Here is a 19,951-nt window from a genome sequence, read left to right as displayed (position 1 = left end):
ACTAGGCACTACGAATCAAAAAAACTTTGCTCCCGATAGCTATCGGGATTGCGGTTAAAATTTTTTGCGGTTAGAGTAAACGATAAACAGGATACTGCAAATGCGCTTTTTCATAATAAGCAGAATGCTTGTAAATCCAGTCTAATTGCGCTTCGGCATTTTTTGTGAACTCGCGGTCGTTTTGTTTTTTAGTTTCTAATTCGGCTTTTAAAGTTGGATTGTCTTTTAAAAGCTGTGCTGCAGTATCTTCAAAAATATATTCTGAATAATGCTCTTTTTGTTGCAGAATTGGATCAAAGAAATTCCAATTGAAGAAAGAGTCAACACCTTCTGGTTCAAAAGCTTCTACTAGATATTTTACGCCTTTTTGATTTGTCGGAACATAATAATCTCCTTTAGCGAAAGTCATTTTTACCATTTTAGAAGTTACCGTCGTGTTTCTGTGTGTGTAATGTCCTTCGTATGCCGTTGGAACTGTTTTAAAATCGGCAATTCTATAGCTTTCGACTTCAATAATAGTATCATTTTTAAACTGGCGAAATGAAATATTGTTGTTTTTCAAAAGATCAATAATATTCCAGTAACCTCTTGGAACTATATACGCAGTCGGAATCACAACTTCTTTAGCCGATTTGAATTCTTTGATATATGGAACAACTTTTTTGTACGGTTTGCTTCTATCATAATACAAACGATCACCAGTCGTAGCTTCGCTTTTTTTGTAACCTGCTTCATAGCCTAAAAAAGTAAATTTTGTGGTTTTAGTGCTGTCCATTTCCCATTGCAATGTATAAGATTTTTTAGGCTGATATTGTTCTAAATTCCTCACACGAAGCTCTTTTATTTTCTGAAAATTGGCATCGGTAAAATCCATTGTCGATTTCATGTATTCGTATGTCATTTTTACACGTTCCGCATATTTTTTCAGCATGTGCGTTTCAACAACAAAACCAATTGTGTTGAATAAGGAAGTATAACCAGTAGTGTATCGCGGACTGTCAACAAACTGCCCGAAACCTTTATCAGGAGTATCTTTAAATGAATCTACATAAGGCGTGGTTTCGATTTTCTTTTTTTGAAGATCTTTTACCAAAGCAGGCATCATTTCGTCATTCATAAAATCGCCCAAAACTTTTCCAAGTTTGTTGTGTTGCGTCATGATGTATGTCAGTTTGTATTGGTAATCAGAGCCATTGCTTACGTGATTGTCAATAAAAACATCAGCATTTATTTTTTGGAAAATCTCGACAAAACTTTTTGTATTTCTTGTATCCGATTTCATTAAATCACGATTCAAATCATAGTTTCTGGCATTTCCTCTAAAACCGTAAATTTCAGGCCCATCCTGATTCGCGCGCGTTGTTGAATTTCTGTTTAAAGCACCGCCAATATTATAAACTGGAATGGTAACCAAAACGGTATTTTTAGGAGCTTTCATTTTTCCAGTTGCTAAATCTCGGTAGAATTGCATTGTAGCATCGATTCCGTCTGGTTCTCCGGCATGGATTCCGTTATTGACAAAAAGAACAGCTTTTGTTTTCTGGATTTTATCAAAATCAAATTCCTTGTCGGGATTAAATGTAATCATGTGCAAAGGTTCTCCTGAATCCGTCAGTCCCATTTCTTTCATTTGAATGGTTGGAAAATCAGCAGCTAGCATTTTGAAGTAAGCAATAGTTTCTTGATATGATGCCGATTGATTTCCGTTTCCTTTCTCAAAAAACGTATCGTATTTTTTGTTGTTTTGAGCGAAAAGAGTAAGGGTGAAAAGTGAAATGAGAAGGGTAAAAAGTTTCATGATCTAATTTTTAATAGGATTCAAATATAGGTTTTTTGTTTCAAGTTTCAGGTTTCATGTTGATATGCTTTGTCTGTATTTTTTTAACCGCAAAGCACGCTAAGTTTTTTGTCAAGTTTGGGTTTTAAAAACTCAAAGTTCGCAAGGCTTTGTCAATATAACTTTGCGTGATCTTTGTGTCTTTGCGGTTAAAAAACAACTTGAAACAAAGAAAACCTGAAACTTGAAACCTTTTAATTACTTTTGCAGCATGAAAAAACACCATTCTAATAACATACTTTCGAATTTAGGGATTGAAAGCCTGAACGAAATGCAGGAAATGGCACATGATGCTATTTTAAACGAAAACAATACGTTATTACTTTCTCCAACAGGTTCTGGAAAAACATTGGCTTTTTTGCTTCCTATTTTAGAATTATTGCAACCTGAAATTTTATCAGTGCAATGTTTGATTTTGGTTCCATCACGAGAACTTGGATTGCAAATTGAGCAGGTTTGGAAAAAAATGGGAACGCAATACAAAGTAAATATTTGTTATGGCGGACATTCGATTGATACGGAAATCAAGAATTTAAGCAATCCTCCGGCGGTTTTGATTGGAACTCCGGGAAGAATTGCAGATCATATTGACAGAGAAACTTTCAGAACAGATAAAATTCAGACGCTTGTTTTAGATGAATTTGACAAATCATTGCAATTAGGCTTTCATGAGCAAATGTCCTTTATTATTGCAAGATTGCCTAAAATCAATAAAAGGGTTTTGGTTTCGGCGACTTCAGATATCGAAATTCCAAAATATACCAAAGTTGTAAATCCGGTTGTTTTGGATTTTATTCCAGAAGAAGAGGAAAAAACGAATCTTTCAATGAAAATGGTGATTTCGCCATCGAAAGATAAATTGCAAAGCTTGTTCAATTTGATTTGTTCGTTGAAATCAGAATCAGCTATTATTTTTTGTAATCACAGAGATGCTGCAGAGCGAATCAGCGATACTTTGAATGAAAAAGGCATTTATTCTGTTTATTATCATGGTGGAATGGATCAGGACGAGCGTGAGCGAGCTTTGATTCAGTTCAGAAATGGAAGTATCAGTTATTTGGTGACGACAGACTTGGCTGCGCGTGGATTGGATATTCCTGAAATGAAACACGTTATTCATTATCATTTACCATTAAAAGAAGATGAATTCACGCATCGAAACGGGCGTACAGCTCGTATGCAGGCAACAGGAACGGCTTACGTAATTATTCACGAAAGTGAGAAACAATTGGATTACATTGATTATGAAATGGAAGTTTTGGATGTTGAAGGAAAAGTTTCGTTGCCAAAACCACCACAATTTCAAACAATTTATATCAGTGGTGGAAAGAAAACAAAACTGAATAAATTTGACATCGTAGGTTTCTTTTCGCAAAAAGGAAAATTAGAAAAAGATGATTTGGGATTGATCGAAGTGAAAGATTTTGTTTCGTTTGCAGCAGTAAAATTCAATAAAGTAAAAGAGCTGCTGAAGAATATAAAAGACGAAAAGATGAAAGGCAAAAAGTTTAAAATTGAAGTTGCCCGCAATGTCGTGAAGAAAGAAGAGGATAAAAGCAAGAAATATTAGCTTGGGGAAAAATAGGATAGGTGAGTAAAAATTATCCTATTGTGTTGTTTGTCAGTGTTTTGTAAAAATTGAATTAAGTTTTACAATTTTGTGTTAAAAAAATAATGATTTGATAGAGGTTTTTTCATTATTTCTATGTTTTTTTGCTACAGTAAAATTGTAAACCCCAAACCTGTTATGAAAAACATTATTACCATTGCTACTTTGTTTTTAAGTTTCGTTTCATTTGCACAAATTAAAGTTCTTGAAACAGTTCCAGTTGAGAAATTAGGAAAAGTAAATAACAATTACATTCAAAAAATCGGAGACGAGTATACAGTGTATTACACTAGTATTCAAAATGATGACGATTCTTCATCTTTAAGAAAATTTTCATTCAAAAATGTGAATAACGATTACGCAAATCTTTATACAATTATTATGAATGGTTTTGGTGCAAATCCATTGTATGATATTAAATTAGAATTGCCAAACAACTATATTTGGTTGCACTATGTAGGAAGTGTTATTCCTGAGAAAGCTACAGTTCAGTTCATGGTTTCTAGCAAAGAAGCAACTTCTGCAACAAGCAGCGTTTCTGAGCCATTCGTAAGAGATCAAATCTCTAAATTATTCCAAAAATAGTTTGTTAAAGGTTCAAAGGGACAAAGTCTTAAATCTTTGTCTTTTATTATAAAAAAAGCTGTTCTAATCGAACAGCTTTTTTTTGAGGCTCAAAGACTCAGAGTAACAAAGTAACAAAGGTTTAGAAAACTTTTTCTCTTTATCATAAACACAAAAGCTGTTCGATAGAACAGCTTTTGTGTTTTGAGGTAAAGGTTCACCGTGAAGTTTTAGACTTTGTCCCTTTGAACCTTTGTTACTTTGTCCCTCTAAAAGTTATATTTTCTTGACATATTGCGTGATAATCACAATTTGTTGACCATCAACTTTTCCTTCAATATATTCAGCATTTTCGTGGTCTAAACGAATGTTTCTAACTGCGGTTCCTTGTTTGGCCACCATGCTAGATCCTTTTACTTTTAAATCTTTGATTAAAACTACAGAATCTCCATGTTGCAAAACTACGCCGTTGCTGTCGCGGTGAACTAGTTTGTTTTCATCATCTTCGCCCTCGCCAGTTGCTTTTGCCCATTCTAGTGTTTCGTCATCAAGATACATCATATCCAGCAATTCTTGAGGCCAACCTGCAGCGCGCATTCTGCTTAACATTCTCCATGCTACTACTTGAACTGGAATATTTTCATTCCACATGCTGTCATTAAGGCATCTCCAGTGATTTAAATCTACGTTGTCTGGATTTTCAATTTGGTCAATACAAGTGTTACAGGCAAATATAGCTTCGTCAATTCCACCTTTTTTAGTTGGTAGGACTTGATAAACTTTTAAATTTTCTTCATTTCCGCAAAGTTCACATTTAGATCCGCTTCGTTTGCTTAATTCTCTCTCGATGCTCATTATTTATTGTTTATTTTAAAATGCGAAATTACTTATATTTTGCTTCGCTTGCAAGTTTATGATGTAAAGCGAACTATCGTCTTACTACTTCATAAATTTTATTTTCTTTATAAAGACGCTGAATAGTGCTTTTTGCGATCTTTTCTTCCTTTTTGTAATTTTCCTCTAAATCAACTTTGTCAATTTGAGATTTTTTGTCGATTTCCATTTCATTCAAAAATACTTTGACGCTGTCTTTAGAAACCGCACTTACTTTCATTGTGGTATAGAACCCATTTGATTCATCAACATAATAAATATCGCCAGCTTTTGGTGTTTGAATATATGTTTTGGTGTCAGAGCTTCTTTGGATTGAAGAGTAAAAGGAATATAAAACCAGGACACCAATAATAAAAATACCAGAATACATCCAGAGTGGAGAAGATATTCTACCTTTTGCCATATTAATTTTCTGCTGAATTGCCGCTGTCAGTTCTTTAAATTCAAATGTCTTTTTGCATGAATTACATTCTGCAAAAGTCAATTTTTTGACTGGAAAAAAAGGTATCCAATAAATGTGCGCATATTTTTCAAATACGCTGTAATTCATAGATACATTCGTACTGCAATTCGGACAGTCCACATTTATAATGCGGTCATTTTTAAGATTTGTTGCTTTGGTTCCGTAAAAAATCATTAGTTAGGTTTTATAGGTTAAGTGAGCAAAAATAATGATTTATCTTACCTATGCAAGTAAACTAAAAAATGATTTATTCAGTTATTTCTTAACCCTTACTGCGTCTGGAACCAGCATTTCATATTCACCTCCATTACGCAAAACATCGCGTACAATACTCGAGCTAATGAACGAAGTTTTTGCTGCAGTCAATAAAAATACGGTTTCAATTTTTGAAAGTTTTCTGTTTGTGTGCGCAATTGCTTTTTCGAATTCGAAATCGGCTGGGTTGCGCAAGCCTCTTAAAATGAAATGGGCTTTTTCTTTTTTGGCCAAATCAATAGTAAGTCCTTCATAAGTGATTACCGAAATTTTTGGTTCGTCTTTGAAGGTTTCTTCAATGAAACGTTTTCTTTCTTCTAATGAAAACATGTATTTCTTTTCGGCATTTACACCAATGGCAATTACAATCTCATCAAATAATGGAACTCCTCTTTTGATGATGTCTTCGTGTCCGAGTGTAATTGGGTCAAATGATCCTGGGAATATGGCTTTTCGCATTTTTTTTAAGGTTCTGAGGTTCTGAGGTTCTGAGATACTAAGGTTTTCCTTGGATTTCAAGCTTCAGAGCTTAATTAATAATTGAGTTTTTTCTAGAAATTTTTATGATTTCGTCGTCTTCATATAATTTTAAAAGTTCTTGTTTGGAATACGAAAACTTTTTGTTTGAATAATTTTCGGGTTTGTTTAAATCATCAACTTCATAAGGCATGTATGCATCAAAATCGTTGTGGGTTGTATAAATACTATCTTTGGTTACTTTGTCTATTCTCATGTTAGAATAGTAACCATTTGAAAATTTCAAATTATAGATATCACCTTCGGTTGGATTTTTTATTAAAATAGCGGTTTCATCTTTTGCGTTGAAATAGTTGTTAACAAAAAAAATGGAAACGATTAAAATTATTATAGATCCCGAATAGGTCCATAAAGAAGAATCTAATTTTTCAGTCCTCATTTTCAACTGACCATTTTCAGATAAATCTTCATAATCCAGCGTTTGTTTGCAATTGTTACATTCAACGAATAAAATTTTCCCTACTGGAAACAAAGGAATTAATGTGAGATGAGCGTATTTTCTATAAATACTAAAATGTAAAGAATTTTCGGCATTACACTTCGGACATTTTTCATTTAAGATCACCCCATTTTTTACATTAAAATCTCGAGTCCCGACTAGAAATAGCATATTTTTTTATTTTGAGTTTCAAAGCAACAATAGCACAGAGGTACAAAGGCTTTTTTAGAATGGCTTCGACTTCGCTCAGCCTGACAATCGAAAAAAACAAGGTGCCAAAATCTCAGAATCTTAGCACCTTAGTATCTTAGCATCTTTTAAGCCAAAGCAAGCTCGATAGCGTTTGTAAATAAATCTTCTAGAGAAATTCCCGCTGCTTTTGCTTGTTGCGGAATCAAACTTTCGGTTGTTAAACCTGGAATTGTATTCATTTCAAGCATATGTGGCTCGTTGTTTACAATAATAAATTCGCTTCTTGAGAAACCTTTCATTTTTAAAACTTCATAAGCGCGTTTTGCAGTTTCTCCCACTTTTCTTGTCAGTTCGTCAGAGATTCTTGCTGGCGTGATTTCCTGTGATTTTCCTTCGTATTTAGCTTCGTAGTCGAAGAAATCATTGTCTGATACAATTTCTGTAATTGGAAGAACTTTAATCTCGCCTTTGTAGTTGATTACACCAACAGAAACTTCTGTTCCGTCAAGGAAGCTTTCAATGATAATTTCGTTGTCTTCTTTGTAAGCTACTTCAATAGCGATTGGAAGTTCTGCTTCTGATTTTACTTTTGAGATTCCGAAACTAGAACCTGCTTTGTTTGGTTTTACGAAACATGGCAAGCCAACTTTTTTAACGATTTCAGCCGTATTGATTTCGTCTCCTTTATTTAAATAATAAGAAATTGCCGTTTTGATTCCGTATGGTTTTAAAACCGATAATAAATCTCTTTTGTTGAAAGTCAAAGCCGATTGATAATAATCGCAAGAAGATTGCGGCATACCAATTAATTCAAAATAAGCTTGCATTAATCCGTCTTCTCCCGGAGTTCCATGAATGGCATTGAAAACACAGTCAAAAGTGATTTTTTCGCCGTTTACTGTTACTGAGAAATCATTTCTGTCAATTGGGAATTCGGCATCGTTTGCATCTACGTAAACCCATTTTTCTTTGAAAATATGAATTCGGAATCCGTTGTATTTTGTTTTGTCAAGGTATTGATACACAACGTTTCCGCTGATAAGTGAAATTTTGTACTCACTTGAATATCCGCCCATTATTATGGCTATGTTTTTCATTATATATGTTGTTTCAGGTTTTATTTTGTTTAAAGTTCGAGGTTATTTTGCCACGAATTACATTAATTTTTACAAATTATTTTTGTTTTTGTCAGACTGAACGAAGTCGAAGTCCCGTAAAGTGATGCAGCTCAAAAGGACTTCGACTTCGCTCAGTTTGACACGATTTTGATTTCTTTCGTAAAAAACAAAATTTTCTTTTGAAACCGAGTGCCCTAGCCCTGATGGGAGCGGCATCCTTTTGTGCCGGGGTTCGGCGCAAAAGATACAGTGGACAGCAGGAAACAGCTCCTAAAAATCGAAATTTTAACTTCTAAAATACCAAATTCCAAAGATTTTAGTTTTTAATAGAAATAACAATCGCAGGGCATTTTTGTTTTAAACAAAATTATCATTTTTTTTGAAATGAAATACTTTATCTTTGCGATCATCTAAAAATTAATTTATGAGTTTACGTAAGTATTTAACTAGTCGCGTATTTTTTTTACAATTGTTAAGTGCGGCAGCTATCATTGCAGTTTTGGGTTATTTGTTTATGCATTGGCTGACTTTTACAACCGATCACGGACATGAAATTGCGGTTCCGAATTTATCTAAATTGACAGAAGAACAAGTTGAGGAAAAACTTGACGAGTTGGACTTAGATTATGTGCTTTTGGATAGTGTTGATTACCGAAGTGAATATCCGAAATTTAGCGTTGTTGAGCAAGATCCCTTGCCGGGAACAATGGTTAAAGTAGGTCGAAAAATATATATCAAAATTAATGCATCAGGTTTTTCATCTGTTAAGATTCCTGATTTAATTGAAAAAACATACCGTGAAGCGGTTCCAACTTTGAAAGCTTTAGGACTTGAGCCAGGAACTATTACGTATATTCCGAATCTTGGAAAAGACATGGTTTTGGAGATGCGTTACAAAGGAAGAAACTTAAAAGTAGGAGATCGCGTTTTGAAAGCGTCTAAAATTGATTTGGTTTTAGGTGATGGAAAAGCGAGTTATGTAGATGATAGTCAGGCAGACAGTACTGCAACTGAGCCTGTAGAAACCCCAAAAGATGAACAATAATATTGAAGAAAACTTAGATCTGGAAGACGAATTATTCGAACATTACAGATTTGAAGTACCTAAAGGTCAAGCGTTTTTGCGCATTGACAAATATTTAATGTATTTGATTCCGAATGCCACGCGAAATAAAATTCAGAACGCGGCAACAAATGGGAATATTTTTGTGAATGATATTCCGATAAAATCAAATTACAAAGTAAAACCTCTAGATGTGATAACCGTAATGTTGTCGCATCCTCCATTTGAAAATAGAGTAGATCCGGAAGATATTCCGTTGGATATCGTTTATGAAGATGATGCGCTTTTGCTTATCAATAAGCCGCCCGGATTGGTCGTACACCCAGGACATGGTAATTATACCGGAACTTTGGTGAATGCGTTGGCATTTCATTTTGAAAACTTGCCAATGAACAGCAGCGAACGTCCAGGTTTGGTTCACCGAATTGACAAAGATACTTCTGGACTTTTGGTTGTTGCCAAAACCGAAGCAGCAATGACACATTTGGCAAAGCAGTTTGAAGCGAAAACTACTGAACGTGAGTATATTGCTCTTGTTTGGGGGAATGTTGTGGCAGACAGCGGCACAATTGAAGGAAACTTGGCAAGACATTTAAAAGACCGCATGCAAATGGCTGTTTTTGATGATCCTGAAATTGGAAAACCTGCTATTACGCATTATAAAGTTTTGGAGCGTTTTGGTTATGTAACTTTGGTTTCTTGCAAATTGGAAACAGGAAGAACACACCAGATCCGTGCGCACATGAAACATATCGGGCATCCGTTATTTAATGATGAGCGTTATGGTGGGCATTTGATTTTGAAGGGAACGACTTTTACTAAATACAAGCAATTTATCGAAAACTGTTTTAAAGCTTTGCCACGTCAGGCGCTTCATGCTAAAACATTAGGTTTCGTTCATCCAAATACAGGTGAAATGATGCGTTTTGATACTGAACTTCCTCAAGATTTTCAAGATTGTATTGGGAAATGGCAGAATTATGTGAAATCGCATAACACGGAAGACGAGAATTAATTAGATAATGTGTCAATTAGAAAATTAGATAATTTCTTGAATGTAATAAAATAAAAAATGCTCCTTTTGGGAGCATTTTTTATTTTAAGATATATTGTTCCGTACGTTTAATGTATTGTGGATATTCGTTGCGTAGACGCACTGCAGTGCGCCTCTACAGATATGCATTGTGTTATAATTGACAAATTATCTAATTTCCACATTATCTAATTATCTAATTGTCACATTATCTAATTGACATATTGTCTAATTTATTTTACTTTCCCGATTGATCCTGTTTCTGATGGTAAAAGTTCAAAAACAGAAGTAGGAGCAAGGCCAGCTTCAATTCTATGCGAAACATATAAAATCGAAACGTTTGTTTCTTGTTTTATGGTGTTGATTAACTGAATAACCAAATCAACATTTTCGTCGTCTAAGCCTTCAACAGGTTCGTCTAAAATCAACAATGGCGGATGTTTTAAAACGGCGCGAACAATCAAAGCAACTCTTTGTTGGCCAATTGAAAGATCGATGAAACGTTTTTTGCGTAAATGCGTCATTTCAATTACTTCAAGCCATTGATTTACAATTTGCTTTTGATGTGTTGTTGGTTCAGTATATAATCCGATAGAATCGAAAAAACCAGAAAGAATCATTTGTTCGAGTGTGTGGCCTTTTTGAAATAAATCGGTCATAGAAGTGGCGAAGATTCCGATTTGTTTTTTGATGTCCCAAACACTTTCACCGCTTCCTTTTTTTCTTCCAAATAAATATAAATTCTGTCCAAAACCTTTTGGATTATCGCCTGTAATCAAAGATAAAATGGTGCTTTTTCCAGAACCATTCGGACCAATTAATTGCCAAAATTCGCCTTGTTTTATGGTCCAAGAAATTTTGTCTATAATTTTGCGCTCTTCATAGCTTACCGAAACTTCATCCATTTTAATTAATACACTTTCGTGGAAGGAATGCGGTTCGATTGCTTTTGGGATTGCAGCAGTATTTAGTGTTTTGAAATGATTTTCGGCTTTTACAAGAGGATGCAATTCAAACGAATTGTCTTTGATTAAAGCTTTGTTTGGAACAAAATCCAATACATCGACATTGCGGTTTAATAATTGAATAATAGCGATAGAATCTGTTAGTTTTTCTAAAGATGTTGCCAAAACTACACGTGAAGCCTGATCTAAATGATCAAACGGATTATCAAAAATGATGAAATCTGGTTTTTGATCAATACAGTAACGCAAAAATTCTTTTTTACGTTCGCCAGAAGAAAAAGTTCTAAGCTGTCGATTTGAAGTTGTAGAAGCTTCAACGCTGTCATATTGAAATTCTTTTTCGATGAATTTTTCAATTGAAATATCAGAAAAAAGAATTCCTTTTTGAGTATTAAAAACAGCTAATTCACCTTTAGCTTCTCCGTTTAATATATTGTCTATAAAAGCTTTTTTGTTTACCTGATTTGATAAAAGTATATCCCAGTGTTGCATTATAAATTCTTAAATAATTATTCTAATTTTTTTGTGGCCATTTCGTGATCATTTCTTGACCATTCGCTCCATGAACCCACATAAAGTTTCGGAATCGGGATTCCTGCATAATCCATTGCCAGTAAAGTGTGGCAGGCCGTCACGCCCGAGCCGCAATGTACAATTACATTTTCAGGATTAATATCGCCTAAAATCGTTTTGTATTTTTCGTTTAAATCTTCAGCCGATTTGTAAAATCCGTTTTCATTTAAATTTTCGCTAAATGGAACATTGATCGCACCAGGAATATGCCCTGCGATCAAATCTAGCGGTTCTGTGAGGCCATCAAAACGATTTTTATCTCTAACATCGATTACAATATTTTGATCGTTTTTACGGGCTTTTTCGACTTCTTCAATATCGGCGACAGCCAATTTCCAATTTGAAACTGGATAACTGCTTTTTTTAAATGACTCGATTTCTGAATTTACAGGAAAACCACTTTTTATAGCTTCTTGCAAACCACCGTTTAAAACTTGAACTTTTTCATGTCCAATTGCTCTCATCATCCACCAAAATCGTGAAGCTGCATTTGACCCGTTTTTGTCATCATAAACAACAACATGGCTTTCCGGTGAAATTCCGATTTTAGAAAGCACTTCTGAAAATTTTTCTAGAGAAGGCAACGGATGTCTTCCGCCATTTTTCGGGTTGCAGTCTACTGTTGCCAAATCTTTGTTCAAATCAACATATCGAGCGCCTTTTAAATGTTCTTTGAAATAATTTTCATAGACATTTAATCCTGCTCTGGCATCGACTAAAATGAGTTCAGGAAGATTTTGCAGCTGCATTAATTCTTCAGGATTTATAAGAGAGGATAATTTAGACATTTTGAAGGAAGTTTATTTTTTTGATTTTCCGAATGACTGCAAAGCGTTCAAAATTATTTTGTTTTGAATCTCATTTTCAAAAGTATAGGACAAGGTTTTATTTGTTCCGTGTTCATAATCAATATCGTTATGTCCCATATTTACATAAAGCATTTTGTACTTTTTATTAGTCCAGACTACTGGATAATACCCGCTGTGCCAAATTTCATGCGCTTTTGGACCAGTTCCTAATGGGAAACTACTTTCATCGATTGCCAAAAGAATTTTAATGTCAGGATTTTTTCTTAAATCATTGCTCCAACGGTACCATTCATTCGGCTGCGATTTAAATGTTTTCGGAATGTTTTTGGTGATCGGATCTTGATTCTCAACTCTCAAAATGGCTGATGTTGGTCGCCAAGTATTGCTTCCGTATTCTCCAGAACCCAAAAACGTATTATGATACCAATCCCAGTTTTGAGGATAGGAAGAATCATTCAAAGCAAAAGCCGAAAAGTGAAATCCGATAAAACCACCGCCGTTTTCCATATATTTTTGAAAAGCTTCGCGCTGCGCTGGAGTTTCAGGCCTAGTGTCTAAAAACAATACCACTTGATATTTTGCCAAAAATTGTGCATTCAAATTGTCCCAGTTGCTTGTCGAATCGTATTCAAAATGATTTTCTTCGGCAACTTTTGGAAACCATTTATTGGCTTCGTGCACAAAACTAATGTGTGCCTGATCGTTTTTGGCCGTATAAAAAGCAATTACCTTAAATTTAGTTTTGTCTTTTTTATGCTGTGCATTTCCAGTAAAACAAACTAGAAATAGTGCGAATAGAATATTTAATTTGAACGCTAAATTCATTCTTTTGAAAATCCTCATATCTATTTAAAATTAACTTGGAATTTTCTCAATTAAAATTTCGTTTTCGGCACTATCAAAATAAGTACAAGTCATTTCAATGATATCAACGCGCCATTTTGCTATACCGCATTGCCCACAATGATTGCAGAAAGTCAGATAATCTGTTTCGCCATGCTGATGTTTTACGAGCATTTCAATGAAAAGCTCTTTGTTTACTGTATTCGCAATAGAAATTGTGCTGTATTTTTCATCTGTAGAAACTGAATAGCTATTTACGCCAAAATATTCTGAGTGGCCGTCATTCACGTAAGTGTCATAGCCTTTTACGCCTAAAATGATTAAGTCTTGTATGTAGTTTGGAAAATCAGCGCCGCTTTTTACTTTAGCATGTGCTTCTTTTATTTGTTCGATTGTAAACATGATATGTGGTTTTAATTAATTATTCTTTCAAAAATACGATTAATGGTTTTATAAATTGATCAAAAGATTCAATATGTGGCAAATGTCCTGTATTTGGAATTTCAACCAGTTTTGAATTCGGAATTGCTTTTTGAGTTCGTTTTCCTAATTCGGCGTAATTTCCCATTGTGGCTTGAATATCTTCAGAAACTAAAGGTTTTCCTAATGCCGTTTTGTCTCTTGTTCCAATAATCAAAAGGGTAGGAACTTGAATATTTTTAAATTCATATAAAACAGGCTGTGTGAAAATCATTTCATACAAAAGTGCCGAATTCCAAGCTACTTTGTCATATTCAGGATCTGTGGTCCAGCCGGCGCTGAGTTCGGCCCATTTTTGATAATTAGCATTCCATTTTCCATTATAATAATTAGCCATTTGGTAATTTTTAATCGACTGAAAATTTTGCTTTTGTTCCGATTCGTACCACCAATCAACAGGTTTGTAAGGAACTACTAATTTCCAATCTTCTAAACCAATTGGATTTTCGAGAACTAATTTTTCCGTCATTTCCGGATACATCAAAGCAAATCTCGTTGCTAACATTCCGCCCATAGAATGCCCAAGAATTGTAGCTTTTCCAATTCCGAGATGATCCAATAATTTTTTGGTGTTTTCTGCCAATTGCTGAAAAGTAAATTGAAAATTATCGGGTTTTGATGATTTCCCAAAACCAATTTGATCCGGTACAATTACACGATATCCTGCAGCATTTAATGCTTTTATAGTAGTTTCCCAATAAGCTCCATTGAAGTTTTTTCCGTGAAGCAATACCACATTTTTGTTGTTGCAATTTTCAGGAACAACATCCATATAAAACATTTGCATGTATTGGCGCTGATTGTTTAATTCCAGAAATTGAACGGGAAATGGATATTCATAATTTGTCAAATTAATATCTAAATGCTTGATATTGACATCTTGCGAAGAAGCCAAAAAAGGAAATAAGAACAATAAAAGCTTTGCAATTTTCATTTTGGAGCAGATTATATGTTTGAAGCATAAAATTACCGTTAACCAATTTGAAATGCAAAGAATACTGTCTTAAAGTTATCAGAAAAAAAGCTTTCAAAATGGTTTACGAGCTTTTATTGCCAATTATCGATGATTTATTGAAATTTTATCGATTAAATGATGCAGATTTTGAAAATAATGCATTTTGACGAGTAATGTAGCACTTCAGAGGACTTCTTTTATTAACAGGAAAATAGTATGTAATTTAGTATCAGAATGTTGTAAGCTAAAAGATAGTATTATGAAAAAAACGATACTTTTATTCCTGCTCACAGTCCCCACTTTTGCCCAAGAACTCAATACATTTGATTTCGCCGTTATAAACTCAACCTTAATTTCGGCAAATATCGATCTGGATAAAGGCCGAAGCGTGGTCGCAGCCAATAAAGATCAATATTCGGCTTATTTCCAGTATGCTTTTAGTATGTGTGATGATGACATTATTTTTGGCGCTGGAATTGACAAGTCGGAAATTGATCGCACTTACGTTGGCTACATCGGAAAAATTTGCGGTAAATTTAGAGCCACAATTGGAGTGGGATATCTGGAATCACGGAGTGGCTATGATGGCACTTTTACAGGTTTTAGTATTTCATGGCATTTCTCTGAAAATACTTATATCGGCGGAAATCTTGAAAATCTACATTCAACAAGTGTCGATTATGAAACGGATGAAAGTTTTGATTATTACAAAAAATTAGTTCCGAAGGTTTTTGGAAGCTATGAAATCATTCCACACGTAATTGCTTTTGGACAATTGAGTTCAAGAGTGAATGATATTGTGCTGAAATATCAAGTGCACCGATTTTCTGCTGGCGGATTTTATTCGGGACATTCAGTAGGAGGGATTTTCGGCACGCTTAATGTTGGCCGATTTGCATTTTCCTGCAGTACAACTTTTGAGAAAGTAAATTTTGGATTAAAGTTTGAGTAAATTATTGCTTAATCGTCACAACACGTTGTGGATACGGAATATCAATTTTGGCTTCATCAAAACGTTTCTTGATGCTTTGAAGCAAATCACAATACATTACAAAACCGTCGGTAGAGTTTTTTGCCCAAGCCCAGGCTTTTAAATTTACACTAGAATCTGCCAATGCCACAACGCGAGCGACAACCAGCGGTGTATTTTGCTTTTTGGCTTCGGCGGTTCTGGTGTCTATAAAAAACGGGTGTTTCGAAATTTCATCTTGCATGATTTCTAATGCCTGTTCAATATTTGATTCATAACCAATTCCGATTTCGATTATTTTACAGCATTTTGTGTCATGCATATTAGTGTTTACAATAATTTGAGCGCTGATTACAGAATTCGGAATGATGATTCGGTTGTTTTCAGCATCTTTTAGAACGACTTGTCTTAAATTGATGTCTTCAACTGTACCGACAAAATTGTTGATGGTGATTTTATCATTAATGCGAAATGGCTTGAAAATCACTAAAAAAATCCCGCTTACAATATTACTTAAGGCTTGTTGTGAAGCTAAACCCGCAACAATAGAAATTACGCCTGCGCCAGCCAGAACAGAATGTCCAATTATCTTAAATTCTGGAATTTGGATTAAAGCAAAGGCAAATCCTAGAATATAGATTACTGTGATAATTAAATGTTTTAAAAATCTAAATCCGGTTGGATCATATTCTTTATTGGTTTGTTTTCGGTACAAAAAATAGCGAAGCACTTTGTCTGTAATTGCGCCAAGAATAATGGTTGTAACGGCTATAATGGCTATAAAAACACCAATTCTAAAATCTTTTAAGTAATCAATCATGTGTTGCGATTTTTAGAAAAAAATCCAAAAAACAATGTTTAAACATTGCTTTTTGGATTTATAAAGTTAAGACAAATAATGGTTGTTTTTATAGTCCAACAAAATCATCGCTTTTTGGGAAAATGCTCAACGCTTCAATTGCGATTTCTGGCGTTGGTGAAGCTAATTTTCTAAGTTTTGTATCCATCCACGCACCGTCAACAGTAATGGTTGCGCAAAGTGTATCATCTTCTCTTCTAAACTCGTGAATGATTGACCAACGCGAAGCATCGGCTTTCATTTTTGATGTTTTGGTATGAATGAATATTTTGTCTGAAAGTTTTAATTCTTTTCTGAAAACACATTCTTCTCTAAATAAAACGGGCCCAAAACCTTGTGTTTGCATAACTTTCAAAGTCAATCCTAATTCTTCAAGGATTTCAATACGATGTTGTGCACCAAAATCATAATAAGCACTGTGACGAACATGAAAATTCGGGTCTAAATCGGACCAGCGAAAAGATATTTCTTTAATAAATGAAGCCATTTTGTAATTGTAATTAATGAGAAACCGAAATTACGAATAAAAAATAGACGAATAACACAAAATTACTATGCGCGCATAATTTTTTTTGCAAGATGCCGTGAATAAGCTATTTTGCAAGCAGTGTTTTAATTTCAGTAGCAATTTTATCCAAGTTCCCTTCAGCATTTCCTGTTGCTGTAAATTTTACAACTCCATTTTGATCAATTACGAAATTTTTAGGAATTGAATTTGTGGCATAATCGTTCCAAATTTTTCGATCGGTATCGATTCCGTAATTAAAATTCAGTCCGTCACCTTTAAGTTTAACAACTTTTTTTGCCACTATATTTTCAGCTTCTCCACTTGAAATGGCTAAAAATACAAAATTGTCGTTTTTGAATGGCTCTAGAATTTTTTCTGGAACATCATAAAATTCCTGAAGGCAAGGTGCGCACCAAGTTGCCCAAAAATTGACCAAAACAACTTTTCCTTTTAAATCGGAAAGTTTTATTTCTTTTCCATCAACTAGTTTCAAGGTAAAATCTTTGGCTTTATCATTTACATTCAGAAGATATTCGGGATTTTCTTTTTTGGCTGTTTTTTCTGGAGTTGAATTATTAGTAGAAGTATTGTTTTCTGGTTTTGCGACGTCATAAATCTCGACCAAGCTTATAAACTCTTTATCTCCAATTTTATCTCCAAATTTTTTTGCATATTCATTTCTTTTTTCTTCCGAAACACCACTTGACATTGATTTTATGCGCCCTTCTTTGCCATATTCTTCAAGTTGTTGCATGGTGATAATTTCATTGTTGGCTATGATTACTCTTTCAGGTTTTTTGGCAACTTTCGTTTGTGCGTAAAAGAGCGGTGTAATTAACAAAAGAGCAAAATAAATTAGTTTTTTCATGGGTTAGATTTTATAGTTTTTGATAAATATAAGAGCTTTTTGTAAGTTGATTTTTAATTGTAAGAATTCTTTAGAAAATCTTAACTATTGTTAACTGTTTAGTTTAGAGTGAACTTGTTTTTGTTCGGAGAATTTAAGAAGGAAATCGGCTATTATTTCGGTTTCTTCAATAAGAAAGCTTGGGTCGAAATATTTAATGTAAGGAAGTAATTCATCAACCGTGAGGATTTTTACAAATTGAAATTCCTCGATTGGTTTTTTGTTGGTAAAGACAATTACATTTTTAATTGGCACTTTTCTGTTTCCCCAATATTGCCGTGAAAAATCATGATCTAATTTGCTTATTTGATTGTTGAAGAGACGAAATAAAGCATAATTGGTTCGCAGCACTTGCTCAACCGGCGACCGCAAATCAGGATTATTTATGGAATTTTCGCTCCAGTTTTTTGTTTCTATCAAAAAAACACCGGCAGGAGAGATCAAAAGATGATCGATTTGAATCGAATGAATGTGATCGTGATTGTTTTTATTGTAGATTGGCGGATTGAAAGTGCAGCAAAAATCATTTATCAAAATATAATCGTCGGTTAATTTTTTGAGCATGCTTTCTACTTTTTGCTCACCAACTGCGCCGTAAATGGTGTTGTTTAAAGTTTCGATTATTTCTTTTTTCTTTTCAAATGCTTGTAAATCCTGAAAACTGCTTTCGTTTACAACATTTTGAAAATTGGCAGAAATATATTCAAAGCGTTTGTTTTTTCGAAAAAGCTGTTTCTTTATTTCATAATTAAATAGGAAGATTTCGTAATGAAATTTAAGCTGTACCGACCAAAATTTTGTGCAGATAACGAGATTGAACCAATAATCTTTTATTGTCGGGATAATTTTGGAATGGGTTTCCGGAAGGTTTTCAATTTGGTCATTAAAATTGTCGAGTTGCTGTCTTAATTGCAGTTCGAGAATCATTTTTTTTTGTGAAATAGAAGTATTTAAATCAGATAAATCTTTTTCGAGCGCTAACTTTTCTTCTTCAACAAATAAAGTATGATTGGAAATGATTTGCTCCTCGTTGATTTGATGATTTTTCCGAAAAGTAATCAGTTCATTCAACGAATGAAAATGGTCGATGTTATATCTGACTAAATCAAATTGTAAAGTATTCAGACATCCGATGGTATTATAAACTCTACACATATTCTTTCACGATTTGTTGCCATAAGATAATTTAAAGGTTTATATGATAAGAATTTTAAGCTTAGAGAAATGCTAATATTAGTAGGCAATTGTTTTATATAAAGGTATGATTTTTTTGAAAAATAAAATCAATTTATTTGCAATAGCGTTTTGTAATAACTTGGTTATTAAAGTGTTGTTATCAGTTTTTGAATTTTACTGTTCCATCATCATTGATAAATTTAAATTGATGGTTGATGTCAATAATTTCTCCCCCTATCTGAGTAAATGTCTCGAACATTCCTCGCCAATCTTCCAAATCATTTTCATTTGGCGAATCCCACCGAACTAGTCCATATAGATTTGTTGTGTCGGAGTCTGAATTAATTATAACACCATATTCTCCATTCAAAAAAACTTTCATCCCAAGAGAAAAATTTACATTCATTCTTCGAATTTATTTTTATAGATTCATTTTCGATAATTCAACTTCAAGTTTGTCAAAGTTCTCTTCGTTTTTATCGACAACGTAAGGTTTCAGTTTTTGACATTCCTCAACTGTCTCAAAAAGCATTTTAAAAACGACTTTTGTTTTGTTTTCATCAACAGTTTCAAATGTGGCTAGAATTTGGAATAATGGTTTGGAATGACGTTTCCAAGCGATAAGATTAGGTTTGTCAATTTTAATGAATTCACATTCATTGGCATAATTTCCAGCTTCGGGCCCATGCATAATAAAGCTCCATTTTCCGCCTTCGCAAAAATTAAATTCGTTGAAAGTATTAGTAAAACCTTTTGGTCCCCACCAATTTTTCAAATGATCAGGATCACTCCAGGCTTTAAAAACCAGTTCTTGTGGAAAATGCAGAACTCGGGTTGTCACGATTTCTGATTCTGGCGTGGTTGCTGTAATTTCTGATTTCATTTTATTTTTATTTAAGTGA

22 protein-coding genes are annotated in these 19,951 nt (G+C 33.9%); 5 read left to right on the top strand and 17 right to left on the bottom strand.

Annotated elements, in window-relative coordinates; translation table 11 throughout:
• Positions 1-70: 70 nt before the first annotated feature.
• Positions 71-1,798, bottom strand: a complete 1,728-nt coding sequence (locus AAYQ19_RS02325) for a M14 family metallopeptidase (RefSeq protein ID WP_343533424.1) — start codon at positions 1,796-1,798, stop codon at positions 71-73.
• Between the two features lie 250 nt (positions 1,799-2,048).
• On the opposite strand from AAYQ19_RS02325, the gene AAYQ19_RS02320 reads away from it, so the two are divergent.
• Entirely contained in the window at positions 2,049-3,407 is a 1,359-nt protein-coding gene (locus AAYQ19_RS02320; RefSeq protein ID WP_343533422.1) for a DEAD/DEAH box helicase, read from the top strand.
• 177 nt (positions 3,408-3,584) lie between these two features.
• Positions 3,585-4,031: a hypothetical protein gene (locus AAYQ19_RS02315; protein WP_343533420.1), complete on the top strand. Its 447-nt coding sequence runs from the start codon at positions 3,585-3,587 to the stop codon at positions 4,029-4,031.
• A gap of 255 nt (positions 4,032-4,286) precedes the next feature.
• Here AAYQ19_RS02315 and AAYQ19_RS02310 read toward each other — a convergent pair whose 3' ends face one another.
• From AAYQ19_RS02310 to AAYQ19_RS02290, 5 genes are all read right to left on the bottom strand, one after another.
• Complete coding sequence (locus AAYQ19_RS02310; RefSeq protein WP_343533418.1) at positions 4,287-4,865, bottom strand: PhnA domain-containing protein; 579 nt, start codon at positions 4,863-4,865, stop codon at positions 4,287-4,289.
• A gap of 73 nt (positions 4,866-4,938) precedes the next feature.
• The gene (locus AAYQ19_RS02305) at positions 4,939-5,541 is read right to left on the bottom strand and encodes a zinc ribbon domain-containing protein (RefSeq protein ID WP_343533416.1); all 603 of its coding nucleotides are present in this window, start codon (positions 5,539-5,541) and stop codon (positions 4,939-4,941) included.
• An 81-nt stretch (positions 5,542-5,622) separates the two neighbouring features.
• The gene (coaD, locus tag AAYQ19_RS02300; protein WP_343533413.1) at positions 5,623-6,081 is read right to left on the bottom strand and encodes a pantetheine-phosphate adenylyltransferase; all 459 of its coding nucleotides are present in this window, start codon (positions 6,079-6,081) and stop codon (positions 5,623-5,625) included.
• A gap of 70 nt (positions 6,082-6,151) precedes the next feature.
• The gene (locus tag AAYQ19_RS02295; protein WP_343533411.1) at positions 6,152-6,769 is read right to left on the bottom strand and encodes a hypothetical protein; all 618 of its coding nucleotides are present in this window, start codon (positions 6,767-6,769) and stop codon (positions 6,152-6,154) included.
• Between the two features lie 146 nt (positions 6,770-6,915).
• On the bottom strand, positions 6,916-7,887 hold the full coding sequence (locus tag AAYQ19_RS02290; protein WP_343533409.1) for a D-alanine--D-alanine ligase: 972 nt from the start codon (positions 7,885-7,887) through the stop codon (positions 6,916-6,918).
• Between the two features lie 445 nt (positions 7,888-8,332).
• Here AAYQ19_RS02290 and AAYQ19_RS02285 point away from each other — a divergent pair, with 445 nt between their 5' ends.
• Both AAYQ19_RS02285 and AAYQ19_RS02280 read left to right on the top strand, forming a co-directional pair.
• Entirely contained in the window at positions 8,333-8,953 is a 621-nt protein-coding gene (locus tag AAYQ19_RS02285; RefSeq protein WP_320566986.1) for a PASTA domain-containing protein, read from the top strand.
• Positions 8,943-9,986, top strand: coding sequence for an RluA family pseudouridine synthase (locus AAYQ19_RS02280; protein WP_343533405.1), 1,044 nt, complete (start codon positions 8,943-8,945; stop codon positions 9,984-9,986). The genes AAYQ19_RS02285 and AAYQ19_RS02280 overlap by 11 nt, the downstream gene beginning before the upstream one ends.
• Positions 9,987-10,237: 251 nt before the next feature.
• Here the strand turns inward: AAYQ19_RS02280 and AAYQ19_RS02275 are convergent, their stop codons facing one another.
• Genes AAYQ19_RS02275 through AAYQ19_RS02255 form a run of 5 tightly spaced genes read right to left on the bottom strand, consistent with a single transcriptional unit; the run spans position 10,238 to position 14,608 of the window.
• Positions 10,238-11,461 (bottom strand): ATP-binding cassette domain-containing protein, encoded by a 1,224-nt coding sequence (locus tag AAYQ19_RS02275; RefSeq protein ID WP_343533403.1) that lies wholly within the window; start codon positions 11,459-11,461, stop codon positions 10,238-10,240.
• A 17-nt stretch (positions 11,462-11,478) separates the two neighbouring features.
• Positions 11,479-12,330 (bottom strand): sulfurtransferase, encoded by an 852-nt coding sequence (locus AAYQ19_RS02270; protein ID WP_343533401.1) that lies wholly within the window; start codon positions 12,328-12,330, stop codon positions 11,479-11,481.
• Between the two features lie 12 nt (positions 12,331-12,342).
• Entirely contained in the window at positions 12,343-13,176 is an 834-nt protein-coding gene (locus AAYQ19_RS02265) for a ThuA domain-containing protein (protein ID WP_343533399.1), read from the bottom strand.
• 30 nt (positions 13,177-13,206) lie between these two features.
• Entirely contained in the window at positions 13,207-13,596 is a 390-nt protein-coding gene (locus AAYQ19_RS02260) for a DUF1398 domain-containing protein (protein WP_343533397.1), read from the bottom strand.
• 19 nt (positions 13,597-13,615) lie between these two features.
• A complete protein-coding gene (locus AAYQ19_RS02255) occupies positions 13,616-14,608 on the bottom strand; it encodes an alpha/beta fold hydrolase (protein ID WP_343533395.1) in 993 nt (330 codons plus the stop codon).
• A gap of 280 nt (positions 14,609-14,888) precedes the next feature.
• On the opposite strand from AAYQ19_RS02255, the gene AAYQ19_RS02250 reads away from it, so the two are divergent.
• Positions 14,889-15,581 carry a hypothetical protein gene (locus tag AAYQ19_RS02250; protein ID WP_343533393.1) on the top strand — a complete coding sequence of 231 codons (693 nt, stop codon included), beginning with the start codon at positions 14,889-14,891 and terminating at the stop codon, positions 15,579-15,581.
• 1 nt (position 15,582) lies between these two features.
• Here AAYQ19_RS02250 and AAYQ19_RS02245 read toward each other — a convergent pair whose 3' ends face one another.
• The 6 genes from AAYQ19_RS02245 to AAYQ19_RS02220 all read right to left on the bottom strand — a co-directional run bounded on the left by AAYQ19_RS02245 (position 15,583) and on the right by AAYQ19_RS02220 (position 19,932).
• On the bottom strand, positions 15,583-16,419 hold the full coding sequence (locus tag AAYQ19_RS02245) for a mechanosensitive ion channel family protein (protein WP_343533391.1): 837 nt from the start codon (positions 16,417-16,419) through the stop codon (positions 15,583-15,585).
• A gap of 88 nt (positions 16,420-16,507) precedes the next feature.
• Entirely contained in the window at positions 16,508-16,945 is a 438-nt protein-coding gene (locus AAYQ19_RS02240; protein WP_132990310.1) for an acyl-CoA thioesterase, read from the bottom strand.
• Between the two features lie 106 nt (positions 16,946-17,051).
• A complete protein-coding gene (locus tag AAYQ19_RS02235; protein WP_343533388.1) occupies positions 17,052-17,834 on the bottom strand; it encodes a TlpA family protein disulfide reductase in 783 nt (260 codons plus the stop codon).
• 90 nt (positions 17,835-17,924) lie between these two features.
• A complete protein-coding gene (locus AAYQ19_RS02230) occupies positions 17,925-19,028 on the bottom strand; it encodes a nuclease-related domain-containing protein (protein WP_343533387.1) in 1,104 nt (367 codons plus the stop codon).
• A gap of 181 nt (positions 19,029-19,209) precedes the next feature.
• Positions 19,210-19,431 (bottom strand): hypothetical protein, encoded by a 222-nt coding sequence (locus AAYQ19_RS02225; RefSeq protein ID WP_343533385.1) that lies wholly within the window; start codon positions 19,429-19,431, stop codon positions 19,210-19,212.
• A 39-nt stretch (positions 19,432-19,470) separates the two neighbouring features.
• On the bottom strand, positions 19,471-19,932 hold the full coding sequence (locus tag AAYQ19_RS02220) for an SRPBCC family protein (protein ID WP_343533383.1): 462 nt from the start codon (positions 19,930-19,932) through the stop codon (positions 19,471-19,473).
• Positions 19,933-19,951 lie beyond the last annotated feature (19 nt).

This window comes from Flavobacterium mesophilum, assembly GCF_039581405.1.
GTDB lineage: Bacteria > Bacteroidota > Bacteroidia > Flavobacteriales > Flavobacteriaceae > Flavobacterium.
The sequence above is the reverse complement of the archived record's forward strand: the minus strand, read 5'-3'. Positions and strand labels throughout refer to the sequence as shown.

What these genes read in the sequence shown, in the direction of transcription:
- AAYQ19_RS02280 (WP_343533405.1), top strand. Translation starts at nt 8,943, where the DNA reads ATGAACAATAATATTGAAGAAAACTTAGATCTGGAAGACGAATTATTC.
- AAYQ19_RS02315 (WP_343533420.1), top strand. Translation starts at nt 3,585, where the DNA reads ATGAAAAACATTATTACCATTGCTACTTTGTTTTTAAGTTTCGTTTCA.
- AAYQ19_RS02225 (WP_343533385.1), bottom strand. Translation starts at nt 19,431, where the DNA reads ATGAAAGTTTTTTTGAATGGAGAATATGGTGTTATAATTAATTCAGAC.
- AAYQ19_RS02265 (WP_343533399.1), bottom strand. Translation starts at nt 13,176, where the DNA reads ATGAATTTAGCGTTCAAATTAAATATTCTATTCGCACTATTTCTAGTT.
- AAYQ19_RS02305 (WP_343533416.1), bottom strand. Translation starts at nt 5,541, where the DNA reads ATGATTTTTTACGGAACCAAAGCAACAAATCTTAAAAATGACCGCATT.
- AAYQ19_RS02285 (WP_320566986.1), top strand. Translation starts at nt 8,333, where the DNA reads ATGAGTTTACGTAAGTATTTAACTAGTCGCGTATTTTTTTTACAATTG.
- AAYQ19_RS02245 (WP_343533391.1), bottom strand. Translation starts at nt 16,419, where the DNA reads ATGATTGATTACTTAAAAGATTTTAGAATTGGTGTTTTTATAGCCATT.
- AAYQ19_RS02250 (WP_343533393.1), top strand. Translation starts at nt 14,889, where the DNA reads ATGAAAAAAACGATACTTTTATTCCTGCTCACAGTCCCCACTTTTGCC.
- AAYQ19_RS02290 (WP_343533409.1), bottom strand. Translation starts at nt 7,887, where the DNA reads ATGAAAAACATAGCCATAATAATGGGCGGATATTCAAGTGAGTACAAA.
- AAYQ19_RS02240 (WP_132990310.1), bottom strand. Translation starts at nt 16,945, where the DNA reads ATGGCTTCATTTATTAAAGAAATATCTTTTCGCTGGTCCGATTTAGAC.
- AAYQ19_RS02325 (WP_343533424.1), bottom strand. Translation starts at nt 1,798, where the DNA reads ATGAAACTTTTTACCCTTCTCATTTCACTTTTCACCCTTACTCTTTTC.
- AAYQ19_RS02275 (WP_343533403.1), bottom strand. Translation starts at nt 11,461, where the DNA reads ATGCAACACTGGGATATACTTTTATCAAATCAGGTAAACAAAAAAGCT.
- AAYQ19_RS02255 (WP_343533395.1), bottom strand. Translation starts at nt 14,608, where the DNA reads ATGAAAATTGCAAAGCTTTTATTGTTCTTATTTCCTTTTTTGGCTTCT.
- AAYQ19_RS02320 (WP_343533422.1), top strand. Translation starts at nt 2,049, where the DNA reads ATGAAAAAACACCATTCTAATAACATACTTTCGAATTTAGGGATTGAA.
- AAYQ19_RS02230 (WP_343533387.1), bottom strand. Translation starts at nt 19,028, where the DNA reads ATGTGTAGAGTTTATAATACCATCGGATGTCTGAATACTTTACAATTT.
- AAYQ19_RS02270 (WP_343533401.1), bottom strand. Translation starts at nt 12,330, where the DNA reads ATGTCTAAATTATCCTCTCTTATAAATCCTGAAGAATTAATGCAGCTG.
- coaD (WP_343533413.1), bottom strand. Translation starts at nt 6,081, where the DNA reads ATGCGAAAAGCCATATTCCCAGGATCATTTGACCCAATTACACTCGGA.
- AAYQ19_RS02295 (WP_343533411.1), bottom strand. Translation starts at nt 6,769, where the DNA reads ATGCTATTTCTAGTCGGGACTCGAGATTTTAATGTAAAAAATGGGGTG.
- AAYQ19_RS02310 (WP_343533418.1), bottom strand. Translation starts at nt 4,865, where the DNA reads ATGAGCATCGAGAGAGAATTAAGCAAACGAAGCGGATCTAAATGTGAA.
- AAYQ19_RS02235 (WP_343533388.1), bottom strand. Translation starts at nt 17,834, where the DNA reads ATGAAAAAACTAATTTATTTTGCTCTTTTGTTAATTACACCGCTCTTT.
- AAYQ19_RS02260 (WP_343533397.1), bottom strand. Translation starts at nt 13,596, where the DNA reads ATGTTTACAATCGAACAAATAAAAGAAGCACATGCTAAAGTAAAAAGC.
- AAYQ19_RS02220 (WP_343533383.1), bottom strand. Translation starts at nt 19,932, where the DNA reads ATGAAATCAGAAATTACAGCAACCACGCCAGAATCAGAAATCGTGACA.